Here is a 17,938-nt window from a genome sequence, read left to right as displayed (position 1 = left end):
GCCGCCGCCCGCGCGCCCGCGTCCAGGCGCGCCGCCGCGGGCCGACGGCCCCGCGGCAGTGGCCGCGGGCGGCCTGAGCCGCCGCGCTCCCGACTTTCGGCACAACGGGGCGGTGGCCGCCCTGTGCTAGCGTTCCCGGTCTTTGATGAAATCCCAGGGAGCGTTCATGCCGAAGTTGTCGTCACTTTGCCTGGCCGCGGGCCTGGCCGCCGGCGCCGCCGGCGCGCCCGCCTTTGCGCAAACCTCCGGGAACGACAAGCAGGAGGATGCGATGCAGAACAAGGGCGCTGCCGGCCCCGAGAACGCCGGTTCCGAGAATGCCGGCTCCAGGATCGAGGATCCCAACCAGTGGCTGGAGGGCGTCGACGACGCCAAGGCGCTGGCGTGGGTCAAGGGCGAGAACGCCAGGACCGAGGCCGAGCTGGCGGCCACGCCGGAGTTCAAGAAGCTCGAGGGCGAGATCCGCGCCATCCTCGATTCCGACGCCAAGATTCCCGCCGTGCAGAAGATCGGCGAGTACTACTACAACTTCTGGAAGGACAAGCAGCACGAGCGCGGGCTGTGGCGGCGCACCACGCTGGCCGAATACCGCAAGCCCGATCCGCAGTGGGAGACGGTGCTCGACATCGACGCGCTGAACGCGGCCGAGGGCGCGAAATGGGTCTGGCACGGGGCCGATTGCCTGAAGCCCCCGCTCCCGGACAGAACGCCCAGGCGCTGCCTGATCGCGCTCTCGCCCGGCGGCTCTGACGCCGACACCACCCGCGAATTCGACCTGACCACCAAGGACTGGGTGAAGGACGGCTTCCATCGCAAGGAAGCCAAGGGCGCGCTGGGCTGGATCGACCAGGACACGGTGTACGTCTATACCGATTTCGGCCCCGGCTCGATGACCAGCTCCGGCTACCCGCGCGTGGTCAAGGAGTGGAAGCGCGGCACGCCGATCGAGTCGGCCACGCTGGTGTACGAGGGCAAGCCCGAGGACATGTACATCGCCGCCTTCCACGACAACACGCCCGGCTACGAGCGCGACTACGTCAGCCGCACCATCGCCTTCTACAACGACGAGCTCTACCTGCGCGGCAAGGACGGCAAGCTCGCCAAGATCGACGTGCCCAACTCGGTGAACAAGGGCGTGCACAAGGAGTGGCTGACGCTGGAGCTGCGCGAGCCGTGGAGCGCGGGCGGCAAGTCCTACAAGGCCGGTTCGCTGCTGGCGGCGCGGCTGGACGACTTCATGGCCGGCAAGCGCGAGTTCGACGTGCTGTTCGAGCCCACCGACACCACCGCCCTGACCAGCTTCACCTGGACCAAGTCGCACCTGGTCCTCAACGTGCTGGACGACGTCAAGAACAAGCTGTCGGTGCTCACGCCGGGCAAGGACGGCTGGAAGCGCGGCGATTTCGTCGGCGCGCCGAGCTTCGGCACCCTGGTCGTGGACGCCGTCGACGACGAGGACAGCGATGCGGTCTGGCTGACCGCCACCGACTTCCTCACCCCGACCACGCTCTCGCTGGCCGAGGTCGGCAAGGCGCCCGACGCCAAGAAACCCGAAGTGCTGAAGACGATGCCGACGTTCTTCGACGCCTCGCGCGACGTGATCGAGCAGCATTTCGCCACGTCCAAGGACGGCACCAAGGTGCCGTACTTCATCGTCCATCCCAAGGACATGAAGCTCGACGGGGAGAACCCGACCCTGCTCTACGGCTACGGCGGCTTCGAGATCTCGCTCACCCCGACCTATTCCGGCGGCATCGGCAAAGGCTGGCTGGAGCGTACCCATAACGGCAGGGGCGGCGTGTACGTGCTGGCCAACATCCGCGGCGGCGGCGAGTACGGTCCGCGCTGGCACCAGGCCGCGCTCAAGGCCAACCGCCACAAGGCCTACGAGGACTTCGCCGCGGTGGCGCAGGACCTGGCCGCGCGCAAGATCACCTCCGCCAAGCGCCTGGGCATCCAGGGCGGCAGCAACGGCGGCCTGCTGATGGGCAACATGCTCACCCAGTACCCGGAGCTGTTCGGCGCGGTGGTGGTGCAGGTGCCGCTGCTGGACATGAAGCGCTACAGCCACCTGCTGGCCGGCGCGTCCTGGATGGCCGAGTACGGCGATCCCGACACCGCCGACTGGTCCTTCATCCAGACCTTCTCGCCCTACCACCTGTTCGATCCGGCCAAGACCTATCCGCCCACGATCTTCATGACCTCCACCAAGGACGACCGCGTCCATCCCGGCCATGCGCGCAAGATGATGGCCAAGATGCAGGCGGCCGGAAAGGACGTGCGCTACTACGAGAACATCGAGGGCGGGCACGGCGGCGCGGCGAACAACGCGCAGCAGGCGCACATGAACGCCCTGGCCTACACGTTCCTGTGGAAGGAACTGAGCAAATAGGGACGTAGCCCTTCCGTCCGGTTCCGGCGTCGCCGTCGCGCGCGCCGGAACGGCATCTCCACTTGCGCCCTCTCGCCGCGAGCCCCATCCATGAAATCCAGCCTCCTCCTTCTTGCAGCCGTCTCCATGATCGCCACCACCGTTTCCGCCGCCGNTCGCGCGCGCCGGAACGGCATCTCCACTTGCGCCCTCTCGCCGCGAGCCCCATCCATGAAATCCAGCCTCCTCCTTCTTGCAGCCGTCTCCATGATCGCCACCACCGTTTCCGCCGCCGACCTACCCGCACCGCCGGATGCCGAGAAGAAGCCGCATGCGGTCAAGGCGCCCTTCGGCGCCGAGCGCCAGGACGAGTACTACTGGCTGCGCGACGACAAGCGGCAGAACCCGCAGATGCTGGACTACCTCAAGGCCGAGAACGCCTACGTCGACCAGGTGATGGCGCCGCTCAAGCCGCTGCAGGACAAGCTCTACGACGAGATCGTCGCGCGCATCAAGCAGGACGACAGCTCGGTGCCGTACCGCGAGCGCGGCTACTGGTACTACTCCCGCTTCGAGACCGGCCAGGACTATCCGATCCACGCCCGCCGCAGGGACGCCGCCGGCGCCACGCCGTTGAGCGTGTTCGCCGCCACCCAGCAGACCGGCAAGGGCGGCGAAGCGGCGGAGAGTCCGCGCAAGGATGCGGGGGCCCCCGCGCAGGACTCGCATGAAGAGGTGCTGCTCGACGTCAACGCCATGGCCAAGGGCAAGGACTACTTCAGCGTCGGCGACTACGAGGTCAGCCAGGACAACAAGCTGCTGGCCTGGGCCGAGGACGCGGTCGGCCGCCGCCAGTACACGATCCGCTTCAAGAACCTGGAGACGGGCGAGACCTACGCCGACGAGGTGAAGGGCGTCTCGCCCAACCTGGTATGGGCGGACGACAACAAGACGCTGTTCTACGTCGAGAACGACCCGGAAACCCTGCTCACCGTGCGCGTGAAGAAGCACGTGCTCGGCACGCCGGCCAGCCAGGACGCGCTGGTCTACGAGGAGAAGGACGACAGCTTCTACATGGGCATCTCGCGCACGCGCGACGACCAGTACATCTGCATCAGCGTCAGCAGCACCGTCTCGAGCGAAACGCGCTGCGCGCCGGCCGCCGATCCGGCCAGCTTCACCGTGCTGGCGCCGCGCGAGCGCGACGTCGAGTACGACGCCGAGCACCTGGGCGGGCGCTGGGTGATCCACACCAACGCCGACGGCGCCAAGAACTTCAAGCTGGTCACTGCGCCCGACGGCAGCAGCTCGCGCAAGGACTGGAAGGACTGGATCGCGCACCGCGACGACGTCTTCATCGAGGGCTTCGAGCTGTTCGACGGCTTCACCGCGATCGCCGAGCGTTCCGACGCGCTCGAGCGCATCCGCCTGATCGCCGCCGACGGCAAGGACACCCACGTCGCCGCCGACGAGCCGGCGTACTCGATGGGCCTGGACGTCAACGCCGAGCACGACACGCCCTGGCTGCGCTACAGCTACACCTCGATGACCACGCCGGTCACCACCTACGAGCTCAACACGCAGACCGGCGAGCGCCGCCAGCTCAAGCAGCAGCCGGTGCTCGGCTACGACCCGTCCAGGTACGCCACCGAGCGGCTCTGGGCCACGGCGCGCGACGGCACCCGAATTCCCGTTTCGCTGGTCTACAGGAAGGGATTCGAGAAGAACGGCAAGGCCGCGCTGCTGCAGTACGCCTACGGCAGCTACGGGTCCTCCACCGATCCGGGCTTCAGCCTGACCACGGTCAGCCTGCTCGACCGCGGCATGGTCTACGCCATCGCCCACATCCGCGGCGGCCAGGAGATGGGCCGCAAGTGGTACGACGACGGCAAGCTGTTCAAGAAGAAGAACACCTTCACCGACTTCATCGACGTCACCGACTTCCTGGTGAAGGAAGGCTACGCCGCCAAGGACCGCGTCGCCGCCTACGGCGGCAGCGCCGGCGGCCTGCTGATGGGCGCGGTGGCCAACATGGCGCCGGAGAAGTACCGGGTGATCCTGTCCCAGGTGCCGTTCGTGGACGTGGTGACGACCATGCTCGACCCGAGCATCCCGCTCACCACCAACGAGTACGACGAGTGGGGCAACCCGGAGAAGCAGGACTACTACACGTACATGCTGTCCTATTCGCCCTACGACAACCTGAAGAAGCAGGACTATCCGGCGATGTTCGTCGGCACCGGCCTGTGGGACTCGCAGGTGCAGTACTGGGAGCCGGCCAAGTACGTGGCGCGGCTGCGCGACCTGGATACCGGCAAGGGCCCGGTGCTGTTCCGCACCAACATGGACGCCGGCCACGGCGGCAAGTCGGGCCGCTTCCGCAAGTACCGCGAGCTGTCGGAGATGTACGCCTTCCTGCTCGACCAGGAAGGCCTGGCGCAGTCTGCGGCGCCCTGAGCCCGCCGGCCGCGGCGGACGATTCCCGGCAGGCGCCGTCCTGCGCGGGAAATCGCGTTCGGCGCGCGTGACCGGCCGCGCGGCCGGCCGGCGCGCGGGACGGCCCGTTCCGGGCATCGCCATGGAGCGGCTGCCGCGGCCTCGTCATAATGCCGCCCGCATGCGCGAACCCTCCCGCTTCCGCTGGGCCTGGTGGCTGCTGGCCTACGTCAGTCTCGGCCTCGGCATCGTCGGCATTTTCGTGCCCGGCCTGCCGACCACGGTGTTCGTGCTGATCTCCGCCTGGGCGGCGGCGCGCGGTTCCGAGCGCCTGCACCGCTGGCTGCTGGCGCATCCGCGCTTCGGTCCCGCGATCCGGGACTGGCAGGCGCACGGCGCGGTAAGCCGCCGCGCCAAGTGGCTGGCGAGCGGAACGATGCTGGCTTGCGCGGCGGTCCTGCTGCTGGTGATGGGGCGCTTTCCGGCCCATCGCTGGTGGATGACCGCGCTGCCCCTCGCCTGCATGGCGCTGGTCGCGCTGTGGCTGTGGCTGCGTCCGGAGCCGCGCCGCTGAACGGGTGCGGCCGGGCGGCGTTTCGGGGATTGCCCCCGGCGCCGCCCGAGCGGCTAAACTCCCGATCATGAAGCCATCTCTCGTTTCGCTGCTGTTCGCCGCCGCTTTCCTCCTGAGCGCCTGCGGCAACAAGGGGCCGCTGGTGCTGCCGGAGAAGCCGGCGCCGGAGGCCGACACGCCTTCGCAGCCCGCGCCGGCCGACGCGGCGCCCGCCCAGGACGCGCCCGCGACCTCCACCGAGCCGGCGGCCACGAGCGAACCGGCGCCCGCCGAGCCCATCTCGACCGATTCCCCGCCCGCCGAGCCCGCGCCGGCCGAGACGCCGCCCCCCGACAACCGCTGAGCCGATGCCGCCTCTTTCGTCGCCACCGTCCATTCTGCGATTCAGCAAGATGCACGGGGCGGGCAACGACTTCGTCGTGCTCGATCTGCGCGCCGGCATGCCGGCGCCTTCTCCGGCGCTGTGCCGCGCCCTGGCCGATCGCCATGCCGGCGTCGGCTGCGACCAGATCCTGACGATCGAGGCGCCGCGCAGCGGCGGCGCGGCGGCGGCGTACGGCATCTGGAACGCCGACGGCTCGCGCTCGCAGCAATGCGGCAACGGCGCCCGCTGCGTGGCCGCCTGGCTGCAGCGCGACGGCACGGCGCGCGGGTCGCGCTTCCTGCTCGACAGCCCCGCCGGCCTGCACGAGGTCGATGCGCTGGGCGAGGGACGCTATCGCGTCGCCATGGGCGTGCCGCGCTTCGCGCCGGAGCTGGTGCCGCTGCGCGGCTTCGGCGAAACGCGTGATCGCTACGAGGCCGAGCTTTCCTATGGACAGCCCGGCGACGGCGAGCGCGTGCATTTCGGCGCCGTGTCGATGGGCAACCCGCATGCCGTGATCGAGGTCGACGACATCGACCGCGCGCCGGTGGCGCGCCTGGGCCCGGCGTTGCAGGCCTCGCCGTGGTTCCCGGAGTCGGTGAACGTGGGCTTCGTGCAGGTGCTGGCGCGCGATCGCGTCCGCCTGCGCGTGTACGAGCGCGGCGTCGGCGAGACGCTGGCCTGCGGCAGCGGCGCCTGCGCCGCGGCGGCGGTGCTGATGCGTCGGGGCGAGATCGACCGCAAGGTCGTCGTCGCGCTGCCGGGCGGCGAGCTCGCCATCGCCTGGCCGGAAGACGCCGCGCAGGTCTCCATGGCCGGGCCGGCCGCATTCGTTTTCGAGGGAGAGTGGACCGCATGATCGACAGCAACGAAAAGCTCGGCGCGCACGAAGTCGCCGCCTGGCTGCGCCGGCACCCGAAATTCCTGCAGCAGTTCCCCGACCTGGCGCTGAGCATGGTGGTGCCGCGCGAGGAAGGGCCGGCGGCTTCGCTGGCCAGCTACCAGCTGGAAGTGCTGCGCGACAAGAACCGCGAACTCAGCCGACGCCTGCACGAGCTGTTCGGCAACGCGCAGGAGAATGAGCGCCTGGCGGTGCGCACGCACCAGCTCACGCTGGCGCTGCTGAAGCAGGACAACGCCGCCGACACCGTGCGCGCGATGGCCGCCGCGCTGGCCGAGGACTTCAACGGCGATCTGGTGCGGATCGTGCTGTTCCGGCCGATCGCGGGCCTGGACGACGTGGACTGGCTGCAGGTCATCGCCCGGGACGACGCGCGCCTGGCGCCGTTCCGCGACTGCCTGGCCGATGGCGAACCGCTGTGCGGACGCCTGCAGCCGGAGAAGAACGCGCTGCTGTACGGCATGCGCGCCGAGGAAGTGCAGTCGAGCGCATTGCTGCCGCTGGACGGCGTGGCCCTGGTCGGCGTCGGCAGCCGCGAACCGAACCGCTTCTATCCCGGCATGGGCACGCTGTTCCTGCGCATGATGGGCGAGGCGCTGGCGGCGGCGTTGCGCCGCTTCGACGCCGGGGCGTAGCGGCGCGGGGCGTTTCGAAGCGAGGCGCTTCGGAGCGAACCGTTCGGAGCGAACCGTTCGGAGCACGGAACATGGCGATCGCCGATTTCATCGCGCACTTGCAGGTCGAGCGCCGGCTGTCGGCGCATACGCTGGACGCCTACCGGCGCGACCTGGACGCGCTGTCGGCCTGGACCCGGGCGCAGGGCATGGACGATCCGGCCGCGCTGCGCGATGCCGACATCCGCGCCTTCGTCGCCGCCGAACGGCGGCGCGGCCTGTCCGCCACCAGCCTGCAGCGGCGCCTGTCGGCCTGCCGCAGCTACTACCAGTGGTTGCTCAAGCACGGCCGGATCGCGGCCAACCCCGCCGTCTCGGTGCGCGCGCCGAAGGCGCCGCGCAAGCTGCCGCAGGTGCTCGACACCGACGAGGCGGTGCGGCTGGTCGAATTGCCCACCGACGCCGCGCTCGGCCTGCGCGACCGCGCGCTGCTGGAGCTGTTCTATTCCTCGGGCCTGCGGCTGTCGGAGCTGTGCGGCCTGCGCTGGCGCGACCTCGATCTCGACGGCGGCCTAGTCACCGTGCTCGGCAAGGGCAGCAAGCAGCGCAGCGTGCCGGTGGGCTCGCACGCGCGCGAGGCGCTGCGCGCCTGGCGCGGGCAGACCGGCGCCGCCAACGACGCGCCGGTCTTTCCCGGCCGCCACGGCGCCCCGATCTCGCCGCGCGCGGTGCAGATCCGCGTCAAGCAGCTGGGTGTGCGCCAGGGCCTGTTCAAGCACGTGCATCCGCACATGCTGCGCCACAGCTTCGCCAGCCACGTGCTGGAATCCTCCGGCGATCTGCGCGGCGTGCAGGAACTGCTGGGCCATGCCGACATCGCCACCACGCAGATCTACACGCACCTGGACTTCCAGCATCTGGCGAAGGTGTACGACGCCGCGCATCCGCGCGCCAAGCGAAAATCTTCCGGCAAGAACGGCTGAGCGCGATAGCGTTTTTCGGGGAGATCCGCCGCGTGCGCATCGTTCGTAACGGCGGGCGCATGTGACGAATGGCGATAATCCGGTGACGAATGCCGGCAGGACGGCTGCGGGAATTTTCCGCGCTTGACGCTCCGAAGAAAGCGAACCTATACTCGATTCGACGGCATCGGCGATAAATATTCCGGTATTTTCAGGAACGCGAACGACGTCACCGTCCACAAAATGCGTCGTCGCGACAACACCCGTGATTCAGGATCGGAGGGCGTGTGTTGAAGGGAGAGGTCTGGCCCGATTTCCAGCGGGACCCGCTCGGGTTCCTGGATCGGAGGCTGTCCGACGGCGACGGCATCGTGCAGACCGGCCAGAACGAATATTGCCTGGGCGACGCCGACCACGCCCGCTCCGTGCTGCGCAACGCCGACGGCAGCTATCTCGAACACTCCGATTTTTTCCATACCCGACACGGATATTTCGAGCCGCGCTCGGCGCAGCTGAAAATGCGCCGCGAGGCGCGCGCGTTATTGCGGGCCTTTCTCGACGCGCGCGCGCCGGGCGCGCTGCGCGATTTCATCCGCGACCGGCTCGCTTCCACCAGCCAATGGCCGGACGCGGGGAACTGGCTGGCGTACCGCTACCTGTCGCCGGTGCTGCTCGCTCCCGATCGGCCGCAGTCGTTGCGGCGGCTGTTCGAGCAGCTGGTCGAACGCTCGGTGCTGGCCAATGCCCGCGCGCGCCAGCCGCGATGGCGGCGCATGCTGCTGCAGTTCAACACCACGCTGCAGCTTTCGCGCGCGATCGCGGCGCGACAGCGCGAGGCGCGAACGCCGCCGGCCGACATCCTGGATATCGTCGCCGGCGCGGCCGAGCCGGGGCAGCGGCTGGACGAACTGGCCGAGGTCTTCCTGTCGTTCCTGTTCGCGATCGCCGGATCGGTGGGCTTCGTGCTCGCCTGGTCGGTGTACCTGTGGGGAACGCATCCGCGCCGCGACGCGCCCGCCGAATGGATCGTGCAGGAAGCGCTGCGCCTGTGGCCGGTGGCCTGGCAGCTCGGACGACGTCCGGTGCAGGCGCACGAGATCTCAGGCGTGCGGGTCGACGTCTCCGACGAGGTGGTCGTCTGTCCCTACCTGGTCCAGCGCAACCAGGCCCACTGGTCCTCGCCGGCGGAGTTCCGGCCCGAGCGCTGGGCGGACCCGCAGGCCTGGCGCAATCCGGCCTTCATCCCTTTCGGCCACGGCCCGCATCGCTGCGTGGCGGCGGAGCTGGCGACGCAACTGGTCGCCGACATGCTGGAGAGCATCCGCGGCCTTGGCGACGCGACCGTCGCCGTGCGGGGCGACCGTCCCACCATCGCCGCCGCGATGGCGCCGCCGCCGTTCACCTTGACGTTCCGGGCATCCGGCTGAGGAGTGGAGGCAGGCGGGAAGGTTTTCGCGGCGATCGCCACGCGTGCGCCGCAGCAAGGGCACCAGGGCGCGCGAACGCATCACGGTCCGCACGTTCTGGCGTAAACGCAGTCAACATCAACATATCTACAAGGAGAAACTCGATATGAAGAAAGTCATTTGCGCAATGCGAGCCGCTTTCGGTGTGCGTGGTGCATCCGGCTGCGGCATTACCAGCTGGCGTTGGGTGATCTACCACAACATCTGAGCCAGTAATGCCCGGGAGCGGTCTCGTGCCGCTCCCGGTTTTCGCGGACCTCGCAAGCCTGGGGCAGGGACGATGCAGGATTCGAACGTGGTGGAAATCCCCTCGGTGCAGAACTTCCGCCGCCGCCTGCGCGAGGACGGCGAGGTGTTCTGGCTGCAGGACGATGCGCTGGCGATCTTCGATCCGCAGACCGCGCAGCAGGTGGAATCGGCCAACTACGCCGACCTGACCATGCTCGACGGCTTTTCCGACGTGATACGCGGGCGGGCCAGCGAGCCGATGTCCTGGCACCAGGTGCGCGCGGCATGGCTGACGCAGATGCGCGGTCTCGCCGACGCCGAGGGCCTGCGCGGGCTGGCGGGGCGCATGCAGCGACTGCTCGATGCCGAGCTAGGGCGCGAGCAGGATCTGGTCTGGCTGGCCGAGCGCGCGATGGTCGAGCCGCTGGTGGCCACGATCATCGACGGGCTCTCGCCGCGCGCGCATCGGCGCGTGGTGCGGGAGGTCATGTCCAAGGTGGCGCTGGTGCTGTCGGACGTCGACCGGCACCGTTGTCCGCCGTTGCACAAGACCAGGATGTGGGCCTACCAGTTCATCGTCGGACTGGAGGTCAGGCGCGAGCTGAAAGGCCGCGCCCACGGCACCCGGCCGCGTCGCCAGGACCTGACCGATCCGATGGTGGACCTGCTGCCCGGCCTGGGTCTGGACCGCGCGGCCGATGCGGTGACGGCGCTGCTGACGGCGCTCACCGCCTCGCCCGGCGCGGCCGCGGCCTGCCTGTTCTACGAGTGGCACCGGCAGCCCGCCTGGCGCGAGCGCATGGTGGAGGAGCTGACGCAGGTGCCGGAGCAGGCCCTGTACGCATCGCCCGTGCGCGCGGCGCCGGCGACGGCGCGCTTCGCCAAGGAGGTGCTGCGGATCTGGAGTTCGCCGCCGATCGTGACGCGTCGCGTGCGCACGGACATCTGCCAGGGGCAGACCGAACTCAAGACCGGCCAGGTCTACGTGCTGAGCTCCTTCTTCATCCATCACGACGCCGGCAAGTGGTCGGACCCGGAGGCGTTCGACCCCGACCGCTGGCTGGCCGAGAGCCGCGAGCGGTGCCCGCACGGCAGCTACGTGCCGTTCGGCTGGGCGCCCAAGTCCTGCATCGGCGCCAATCTCGGACTGTCGCAGCTGATCCTGATGGCCCACCTGCTGGCCACGCGCTACCACCTGCGGGTGTCCGATCCGGAGCGCGTGAAGATGGTCATCGCCTCGGTCGTGCGTCCGACGGATTTCGCCGGCACTGTGGCGCGCCGCTGACGATGGCACGCGGAAGGCTTCCATGCGCGACCTGACCGAAGGGCCGATCGGCCGGCATCTGTTGCGGATGTCCGGCGTGCTGCTGCTTAACGCGCTGGCCGGCACGGTCTTCTCGCTGATCAACATCTACTGGCTGGGGCGGCTGGGCGTGACGGCGCAGGCGGCGGTGACGCTGGCGGCGATGCCGATCATGCTCGTGCTCGTGCTGCTGCCGGTGATCAGCATGGGCGCCGGCGTGCTGATCGCGCATGCGGTCGGGGCCAAGGACCGCGACCGCGTCAACCGGATCTTCAACGAAGCCTTCGGCGCCTCGCTGATCGTCTCGGCGCTGGTGGCGCTGCTGGCGTGGAGCAGCCGCGATACCTTCAGCCATCTGATGACCGGCGACGCGGCCACCGCCGCGGTGATCGCGGCCTACTACGCCTGGTTCATTCCCTCGGTGGCGGTGCAGATCCCGATGCTGATCCTGGCGGGCATTCTCGAGTTCACCGGCAACGTCCGCGCCGGTGCGATCGCGCAGACGGGCACTGTCGCCCTGGGCGCGCTGCTCACGCCGATGCTGATGTTCGGCTGGCTCGGCCTGCCGGCGATGGGCGTGGACGGCGCCGGGCTGGCGGCGCTGCTCTCGTGCTCGGTGACGATGCTCGGCCTGCTGGCCTATCTGGCGCGCCGGAATGCCTACCTGCGCATGCGCCCGGCGACCTGGCTGGCACGTCCGCGCGAGCTGGGCGCCGTGCTGCGGATCGGCGTCCCGGCGGGGATCGGCAGCGCGGTGGTGGCCGTGTCCCTGCTCACGGTCGGATTGCTGCTGCGGCCTTTCGGCGCGGTCGAGCAGGCGGCCTTCGGCATCGGCCAGCGCGCCTTCCAGGCCGGGTTGATGCCGGTGACCGCGCTGGCCGGAGCGGTGTGCATCGTCGTCGGCCAGAACCATGGCGCCGGCTTGCCCGGGCGTGTGCGCGAGGCGCTGCGCACGGGGCTGCTGTTCGCGGCGGTGCTGGTGCCGCTGCTGCTGGTCGTGTTCGAGACGTTCGCGCCCTGGATCGGCAGCCGCTTCTCCGACGACGCGGCCGTGGTCGCGGCCGGAGCGGTGTTCATGCGCATCACCGCCCTGGACCTGCTGCCGCTCTGCTTCGGCTCGATGGTCTTCGCCGTGCTGTCGGGCACCGGCAATACCCGCGCCGGGTTCGTCGCGCAGGTGGCGCACATGGCGTCGCTGGTCTCGCTGGCGGGCGGCCTGTCGCTGCTGCCGGGCTTCCGGCCGGTCTGGATCTGGGGCGCGATGGTGTGCGCCGGCCTGGCGCAGGCCGCCATGGCCGGCTGGTTCCTGCATCGCGCATTCGGGCGTCGCGGCGTGCCGGAGGCTTCGTCCGCCGAAACCGTTCCGGCAGCCAGGTAGCGGGGCAGGCGCGGATGACGGCAGGCAGGCGATCGGAGACGGCTGGGTTCGAGGAACATCGCCTCGACAACGGCCTGCGCCTGCTGCACCTGCCCGTGCGCGCCGCGCCGGTGGCCTTGCTGATGCTGACCTACGAGGTCGGCAGCCGGCACGAGGCGCCGGGCATGCGCGGCGCGAGCCACATGCTCGAACACATGATGTTCAAGGGCAGCGCGCGCTTCCACAGGCGACACGGCAACTCGATCCATCAGCAGCTGCTGCCGCTGGGCGCGCAGGTCAACGCCACCACCTGGTACGACCGCACCCATTACTTCTCCCTCGTGCCGCGCCAGGGCCTGGATCTGGTCGCGCGGATCGAGGCGGACCGGATGTGCGACCTGAGCCTGGACGCGGCGGACCTGGAGACCGAGAAGGCGGTCGTGCTCAACGAATACGACCGCCACCTCGGCGATCCGCTCGAACGACTGCACCAGGCGGTCTGGCGCGCCGCCTTCGCCCGGCATCCCTACGGCACGCCGGTGATGGGCGTGCGCGAGGACATCCAGGCATTCGAGCGCGCGCGCCTGCTGGCGCACTACCGCACGCACTACCGGCCGGACAACGCCACGATCGCCGTCATCGGCGACGTCGAGTCTGAGGTGGCGATGGACATCGTGCACAGGCGATTCGCGTCCATCGCGGCTGCCGGTGGCGCGCCCCAAGCGACCCCGCCCGAACCGGTGCAGGCGGGCGAGCGCCGGGTGACGGTCGCTTGCCCGGGAGCGCCCGGCATCGTGATGCTGGCCTACAAGTCGCCGGCGGGCGCCGACGCCGATCTCGATGTGCTGGAGCTGTTGGGGCTGGTATTGGCCGGCGGCCGGCTGTCGCGCTTGCACCGCCGCCTGGATGCCGCCGGTCTGGCTTCGGAGACCTGGACGGCCGTGTCGCGGCTCCGCGAACCGGGCCTCCTGCAGCTGGGCGCCGTCGTGCATCGGGAGCGCGCGCATCGCCAGGTGGAGCAGGCGATGCGCGAGGCGATCGAGGACGTTCGCAGCGACGGCGTCGCTGAGGAGGAACTCGCGCGCGCCAAAGCCCGCGCGCGCGGCGAGCTGTTGACCTCGCGCGACGGGCCGCTGGCCATCGCCATGCAGTTGAACGAGGCCATCGCAGCCGGCGACTGGCGGCTGTACGCCGCGGCGGTCGACCGGATCGGCGCGGTGACGGCCGCCGACCTCCGGCGCGTGGCGGGCCGCTATCTGACCGAGCGCGCGCTCACCGTGGGATACCTCGCGGACGGCCAGGATCGGGACACGGCGACGCAATGAATATCGAGGCGGTCCTGCCGAAACCGGCGCCGGTGACCACGTTCGGGCTCGCGCACGGCGAGTTCCATGGGTTGCGCGTCGATGCGCCGGAGATATTCGCGCTGAGCGGAGCGTTCCGCACGGGCGCCGCCGCCCTGCGCGGCGAATCCGTGTTGGGGCGCCTCACCGCTGCGCTGGCGGCCAGCGGCGGTGGCCGGCACGGCGGCTTCGAGATCGCCGAATTGCTGGAGGCGCGCGGGGCGCGCCTGTCGATCGAGTCCGGCGCGGGGGAGGTGCGCTTTTCCGTGCGTGCCTGCGTCGCCGACTTCCGGGAGGTCGTCGGTTTGCTGATGGCCTGCCTGCGCGAACCGGCGTTCGAGCAGGCACGCGTCGAGGCCGAGCGCGCGCGCCTGATGGCGGAGTTGCAGTATCGCGCCGTCGATCCGGGCGCTTCGTCGTCGGATGCATTGACACGCCTGCTCTATCCGCCGGGACATCCCCTGCATGTCGACGAGGTCCCGGCGCAGATCGCGCAACTGCAGGCGTGCACCGCCACCGACGTGCGCGGCTATCATCGCGCGCACTACGGCGCGAACGATCTGCGCATCGCGGTGGTCGGGGATCTCGATCCCGAGGCAGCAGCCCGCGTGATCGAGGCGGAGACCGCGGCATGGCCGCCATCCGCCGTCGATGCGGCGATGCCGGAAGCGCCCCGACAGGAGGCGCCGACGACGACACGGGTCCCCTTGCCGGGGCAGGAGAGCTTCGGCGTCGCGCTCGGACAGCGGCTGCGGCTCGAACCCGCGCATCCGGACTATCTCGCCCTGCAGCTGGCCAACCGCATCCTCGGCGGCTCCTTCGCCTCGCGCCTGGTCGGCGAGGTGCGCGAGCGGTGCGGGCTGAGCTATCTCATCCGCTCCGAACTCGTCGCTCCGCGCCGCGGCAGCGGCCACTGGCAGGTGGGATTGTCCGCCAGTCCCGGCAAACTGGATGCTGCGCTGGAGGCCACGCGCGCGGTCGTCGCCGATTTCGTGGCCGGCGGAGCGGAGGGCGAGGAATTCGAGGCGGCGCGGCGCGCCGCCATCGGCGCTTTCCAGATCGGGCTGGCGACACTGGACGGCCTGAGCGAGGCGATCCTGTCGGCCGCCGCGCGGGGCTGGCCCCGCGATGCGCTGCTGGCGTTCGAGCCCCGTGCCATGGCCGTCACCCACGCGCAACTCAATCGTGTGCTCAGCGAGCACCTGCAGCCGCAGGCCTGGCGCACCGCGATCGCCGGACCGCTCTAGGGCGCGCCGCGCGGGTGGACGCCAAGGCGCGGGTGGCACGGGGCTTGAACCCGTCGGCCATGGCCCCACCTCGAAGGGGCCACCAGGAGGCTGCATGGATCCCAGTCAGAACCCCAACGTTTTCCACGCCACCACCATCGTCTCGGTCCGCCGCGGCGGCCGCGTCGCCATCGCCGGCGACGGGCAGGTCACGCTCGGCCACACGGTGATGAAGGCCAATGCGCGCAAGGTGCGGCGCCTCGGCAAGGACGGCCAGGTGCTGGCCGGCTTCGCCGGTGCCGCCGCCGACGCCTTCACTCTGTTCGAGCTGTTCGAATCCAAGCTGGAGAAGCACGGCCAGTTGCTGCGTGCGGCCGTCGAGCTGGCCAAGGACTGGCGCACCGAGCGCCGCTTCGGCAAGCTCGAGGCGCTGCTCGCGGTGGCCGACAGGGAGACCTCGCTGGTGGTCAGCGGCACGGGCGACGTGATCGAGCCGGAGGACGGCATCGTCGCGATCGGCTCCGGCGGCCCCTACGCGCTGTCCGCGGCGCGCGCGCTGGCCGCGCATACCGAGCTCGACGCCAGGCAGATCGCGACCGAGGCGCTGAACATCGCCGGCGACATCTGCATCTACACCAACCGCAACGTCGTCGTCGAAGAGCTGTAATTCCGTCGAAGAATCCTTCTCCCGCGACGCGGAAGAGGGCGCCCGCCCATCATCGTCCATCGCCCATGTCCAATAAATTCGCCAGCAGCTCCGCCACCATGACCCCGCGCGAGATCGTGCAGGAACTCGACCGCCACATCGTCGGCCAGCAGTCGGCCAAGCGCGCGGTGGCGATCGCGCTGCGCAACCGCTGGCGCCGCGCGCAGCTGCCCGAGGAACTGCGCAACGAGGTGATGCCGAAGAACATCCTGATGATCGGGCCGACCGGCGTGGGCAAGACCGAGATCGCGCGCCGCCTGGCCACGCTGGCCAACGCGCCGTTCGTGAAGGTGGAGGCCACGCGCTTCACCGAGGTGGGCTACGTCGGCAAGGACGTCGAGCAGATCGTGCGCGACCTGGCCGACACCGCGGTCAAGCTGTACCGTGAGCAGGCCAAGACGCGCGTGCGCACCCAGGCCGAGGAGCGCGCCGAGGACCGCATCCTCGATGCCCTGCTGCCGCGGCGCATGCCCGGCGGCTTCGGCTTCGGCGCCGAGAAGCCGGCCGAGGACTACCAGGCCCCGGACAACGAGACGCGGGCGAAATTCCGCAAGCAGCTGCGCGCCGGCGAGCTCGACGAGCGCGAGGTCGAGCTCGAACTCGCGGCCGCCACCGGCCCGGTCGACATCATGACGCCGCCCGGCATGGAGGAGATGGGCCAGCAGCTGCGGCAGATGTTCTCCAACCTCGGCGGCGGCAAGACGCACAAGCGCACCCTGAGCATCAAGGCCGCGCGGCCGCAGCTGGTCGAGGAGGAGGCCGCCAAGCTGGTCAACGAGGAGGAGGTGCGCGAGGCGGCGATCGAGGCCTGCGAGCAGCACGGCATCGTCTTCATCGACGAGATCGACAAGGTCGCCAAGCGCAGCGAGGGCATGGGCGCGGACGTCTCGCGCGAGGGCGTGCAGCGCGACCTGCTGCCGCTGGTGGAGGGTTCCACCGTCAGCACCAAGTACGGCCCGGTCAAGACCGACCATATCCTGTTCATCGCCAGCGGCGCGTTCCATCTGGCCAAGCCTTCCGACCTGATCCCGGAAATGCAGGGTCGCTTCCCGATCCGCGTCGAACTCTCGGCGCTGAGCAAGGACGACTTCGTGCGCATCCTCACCGAGCCGAAGGCGGCGCTGACCCGGCAGTACGTGGAACTGCTCAAGACCGAAGGCGTGCAGCTCGGTTTCTCCGCGGATGCCGTGGATCGCCTGGCCGAGATCGCCGCGCAGGTCAACGAGCGCCAGGAGAACATCGGCGCGCGCCGCCTGCATACCGTGCTGGAACGGCTGCTGGACACGCTCAGCTACGAGGCGCCCGACAAGGGCGGGGCGGTGTCGATCGACCGCGCCTACGTCGATGCGCATCTGGGCGAACTGGTGCAGGATCCGGATCTGTCGCGCTACATCCTGTAGCGGACTTCCCTGACGGGTTTCCTTGGCGGACTTCCGGAGCGACGCCGCGGCATGCCGCGGCGTCGCCGCATTCCGATACCCGATCGATGATCGATCGGCGGATTTACGGGAGATTTACGCGACGCACGGACGTCTGGCATAGCGGCTTTACGAGCCGCGCGCCTATCGTGCTGTCGTGCGCGAGGGCCGATCGCTGCGCGGCAGCGGTGCCGAAGCGCGCACGGAGTGCATCAGTCATGTCGATCGTGATGATCCGGATGTCCGAGCCGCAATCGCCCGCGCAGTACGACCCTGCGCTGCTGCCCGGCATCCTCGGCGGCCTGCAGGCCCGCGCCGCGCGCGCCGGCCGCGCCTTGCGCCGCTACCACTGCACCTGCGAGCGCGAGCTGCTGGAACGGCTGGAACGCGTCCGCGAGGACGGGGCCGAGATCGTGCTGCTCGATCCGGGCGCCTATTCCCAGGCCAAGCCTGCGTTGCGCCAGGCGCTGGCGCGCCTGGAAGTGCCCTATATCGAGGTCCATGACGATTTCGTCGGCCAGCAGGAGCCGGTGATCGCCCCGCGCGCCGGGCCGGTGCTGGCCGTGGTCAACGGCTATGGCGCGCAGAGCTATGCCGAGGCGCTGTCGATCGCGCTGGAGCGCATCGGCTGCGCCGAATGCGAGAACGACTACCACGTGGGAACCTGAG

The 17,938-nt window shown here is 69.9% G+C and carries 16 protein-coding genes; all 16 read left to right on the top strand.

Going from position 1 to position 17,938, the window contains the following annotated elements:
* Nucleotides 1–166 precede the first annotated feature (166 nt).
* The 16 genes from MD221_RS14405 to MD221_RS14330 all read left to right on the top strand — a co-directional run bounded on the left by MD221_RS14405 (nt 167) and on the right by MD221_RS14330 (nt 17,937).
* The gene (locus MD221_RS14405) at nt 167–2,392 is read left to right on the top strand and encodes a prolyl oligopeptidase family serine peptidase (protein ID WP_242112557.1); all 2,226 of its coding nucleotides are present in this window, start codon (nt 167–169) and stop codon (nt 2,390–2,392) included.
* A gap of 246 nt (nt 2,393–2,638) precedes the next feature.
* A complete protein-coding gene (locus MD221_RS14400) occupies nt 2,639–4,828 on the top strand; it encodes a S9 family peptidase (protein WP_425602286.1) in 2,190 nt (729 codons plus the stop codon).
* 160 nt (nt 4,829–4,988) lie between these two features.
* The gene (locus MD221_RS14395) at nt 4,989–5,381 is read left to right on the top strand and encodes a YbaN family protein (RefSeq protein ID WP_242112553.1); all 393 of its coding nucleotides are present in this window, start codon (nt 4,989–4,991) and stop codon (nt 5,379–5,381) included.
* Nucleotides 5,382–5,448: 67 nt separating this feature from the next.
* Entirely contained in the window at nt 5,449–5,724 is a 276-nt protein-coding gene (gene lptM / locus MD221_RS14390) for an LPS translocon maturation chaperone LptM (RefSeq protein WP_242112551.1), read from the top strand.
* A 4-nt stretch (nt 5,725–5,728) separates the two neighbouring features.
* Nucleotides 5,729–6,604 (top strand): diaminopimelate epimerase, encoded by an 876-nt coding sequence (dapF, locus tag MD221_RS14385; RefSeq protein ID WP_242112550.1) that lies wholly within the window; start codon nt 5,729–5,731, stop codon nt 6,602–6,604.
* Nucleotides 6,601–7,281 carry a DUF484 family protein gene (locus tag MD221_RS14380; RefSeq protein WP_242112549.1) on the top strand — a complete coding sequence of 227 codons (681 nt, stop codon included), beginning with the start codon at nt 6,601–6,603 and terminating at the stop codon, nt 7,279–7,281. The genes dapF and MD221_RS14380 overlap by 4 nt, the downstream gene beginning before the upstream one ends.
* Before the next feature lie 71 nt (nt 7,282–7,352).
* A complete protein-coding gene (gene xerC, locus MD221_RS14375) occupies nt 7,353–8,243 on the top strand; it encodes a tyrosine recombinase XerC (protein ID WP_242112548.1) in 891 nt (296 codons plus the stop codon).
* A 269-nt stretch (nt 8,244–8,512) separates the two neighbouring features.
* Nucleotides 8,513–9,649 carry a cytochrome P450 gene (locus MD221_RS14370; RefSeq protein WP_242112547.1) on the top strand — a complete coding sequence of 379 codons (1,137 nt, stop codon included), beginning with the start codon at nt 8,513–8,515 and terminating at the stop codon, nt 9,647–9,649.
* A 43-nt stretch (nt 9,650–9,692) separates the two neighbouring features.
* Complete coding sequence (locus MD221_RS14365) at nt 9,693–9,896, top strand: hypothetical protein (RefSeq protein WP_242112546.1); 204 nt, start codon at nt 9,693–9,695, stop codon at nt 9,894–9,896.
* 72 nt (nt 9,897–9,968) lie between these two features.
* Nucleotides 9,969–11,201, top strand: a complete 1,233-nt coding sequence (locus MD221_RS14360) for a cytochrome P450 (RefSeq protein WP_242112544.1) — start codon at nt 9,969–9,971, stop codon at nt 11,199–11,201.
* Between the two features lie 22 nt (nt 11,202–11,223).
* Nucleotides 11,224–12,597, top strand: coding sequence for an MATE family efflux transporter (locus MD221_RS14355; RefSeq protein ID WP_242112542.1), 1,374 nt, complete (start codon nt 11,224–11,226; stop codon nt 12,595–12,597).
* Between the two features lie 14 nt (nt 12,598–12,611).
* On the top strand, nt 12,612–13,901 hold the full coding sequence (locus MD221_RS14350; RefSeq protein ID WP_242112540.1) for a M16 family metallopeptidase: 1,290 nt from the start codon (nt 12,612–12,614) through the stop codon (nt 13,899–13,901).
* Complete coding sequence (locus MD221_RS14345; protein ID WP_242112538.1) at nt 13,898–15,166, top strand: M16 family metallopeptidase; 1,269 nt, start codon at nt 13,898–13,900, stop codon at nt 15,164–15,166. Before MD221_RS14350 ends, MD221_RS14345 begins: the two co-directional genes overlap by 4 nt.
* Nucleotides 15,167–15,260: 94 nt before the next feature.
* On the top strand, nt 15,261–15,812 hold the full coding sequence (hslV, locus tag MD221_RS14340) for an ATP-dependent protease subunit HslV (RefSeq protein ID WP_242112537.1): 552 nt from the start codon (nt 15,261–15,263) through the stop codon (nt 15,810–15,812).
* 65 nt (nt 15,813–15,877) lie between these two features.
* The gene (gene hslU, locus MD221_RS14335; protein ID WP_486624460.1) at nt 15,878–17,251 is read left to right on the top strand and encodes an ATP-dependent protease ATPase subunit HslU; all 1,374 of its coding nucleotides are present in this window, start codon (nt 15,878–15,880) and stop codon (nt 17,249–17,251) included.
* 236 nt (nt 17,252–17,487) lie between these two features.
* Nucleotides 17,488–17,937, top strand: coding sequence for a type II 3-dehydroquinate dehydratase (locus MD221_RS14330; RefSeq protein WP_242112536.1), 450 nt, complete (start codon nt 17,488–17,490; stop codon nt 17,935–17,937).
* The last annotated feature ends 1 nt before the right edge of the window (nt 17,938 follow it).

It is taken from the genome of Luteimonas aquatica (assembly GCF_022662575.1).
Classification (GTDB): Bacteria; Pseudomonadota; Gammaproteobacteria; order Xanthomonadales; family Xanthomonadaceae; genus Luteimonas; species Luteimonas aquatica.
Note: the sequence above shows the minus strand (reverse complement) of the source record. Positions and strands in the feature narration are given on the sequence as shown.

Coding starts and splice junctions, on each gene's coding strand:
- MD221_RS14405 (WP_242112557.1), top strand. CDS start 167: ATGCCGAAGTTGTCGTCACTTTGCCTGGCCGCGGGCCTGGCCGCCGGC.
- MD221_RS14400 (WP_425602286.1), top strand. CDS start 2,639: ATGATCGCCACCACCGTTTCCGCCGCCGACCTACCCGCACCGCCGGAT.
- MD221_RS14395 (WP_242112553.1), top strand. CDS start 4,989: ATGCGCGAACCCTCCCGCTTCCGCTGGGCCTGGTGGCTGCTGGCCTAC.
- lptM (WP_242112551.1), top strand. CDS start 5,449: ATGAAGCCATCTCTCGTTTCGCTGCTGTTCGCCGCCGCTTTCCTCCTG.
- dapF (WP_242112550.1), top strand. CDS start 5,729: ATGCCGCCTCTTTCGTCGCCACCGTCCATTCTGCGATTCAGCAAGATG.
- MD221_RS14380 (WP_242112549.1), top strand. CDS start 6,601: ATGATCGACAGCAACGAAAAGCTCGGCGCGCACGAAGTCGCCGCCTGG.
- xerC (WP_242112548.1), top strand. CDS start 7,353: ATGGCGATCGCCGATTTCATCGCGCACTTGCAGGTCGAGCGCCGGCTG.
- MD221_RS14360 (WP_242112544.1), top strand. CDS start 9,969: ATGCAGGATTCGAACGTGGTGGAAATCCCCTCGGTGCAGAACTTCCGC.
- MD221_RS14355 (WP_242112542.1), top strand. CDS start 11,224: ATGCGCGACCTGACCGAAGGGCCGATCGGCCGGCATCTGTTGCGGATG.
- MD221_RS14350 (WP_242112540.1), top strand. CDS start 12,612: ATGACGGCAGGCAGGCGATCGGAGACGGCTGGGTTCGAGGAACATCGC.
- MD221_RS14345 (WP_242112538.1), top strand. CDS start 13,898: ATGAATATCGAGGCGGTCCTGCCGAAACCGGCGCCGGTGACCACGTTC.
- hslV (WP_242112537.1), top strand. CDS start 15,261: ATGGATCCCAGTCAGAACCCCAACGTTTTCCACGCCACCACCATCGTC.
- hslU (WP_486624460.1), top strand. CDS start 15,878: ATGTCCAATAAATTCGCCAGCAGCTCCGCCACCATGACCCCGCGCGAG.
- MD221_RS14330 (WP_242112536.1), top strand. CDS start 17,488: ATGTCGATCGTGATGATCCGGATGTCCGAGCCGCAATCGCCCGCGCAG.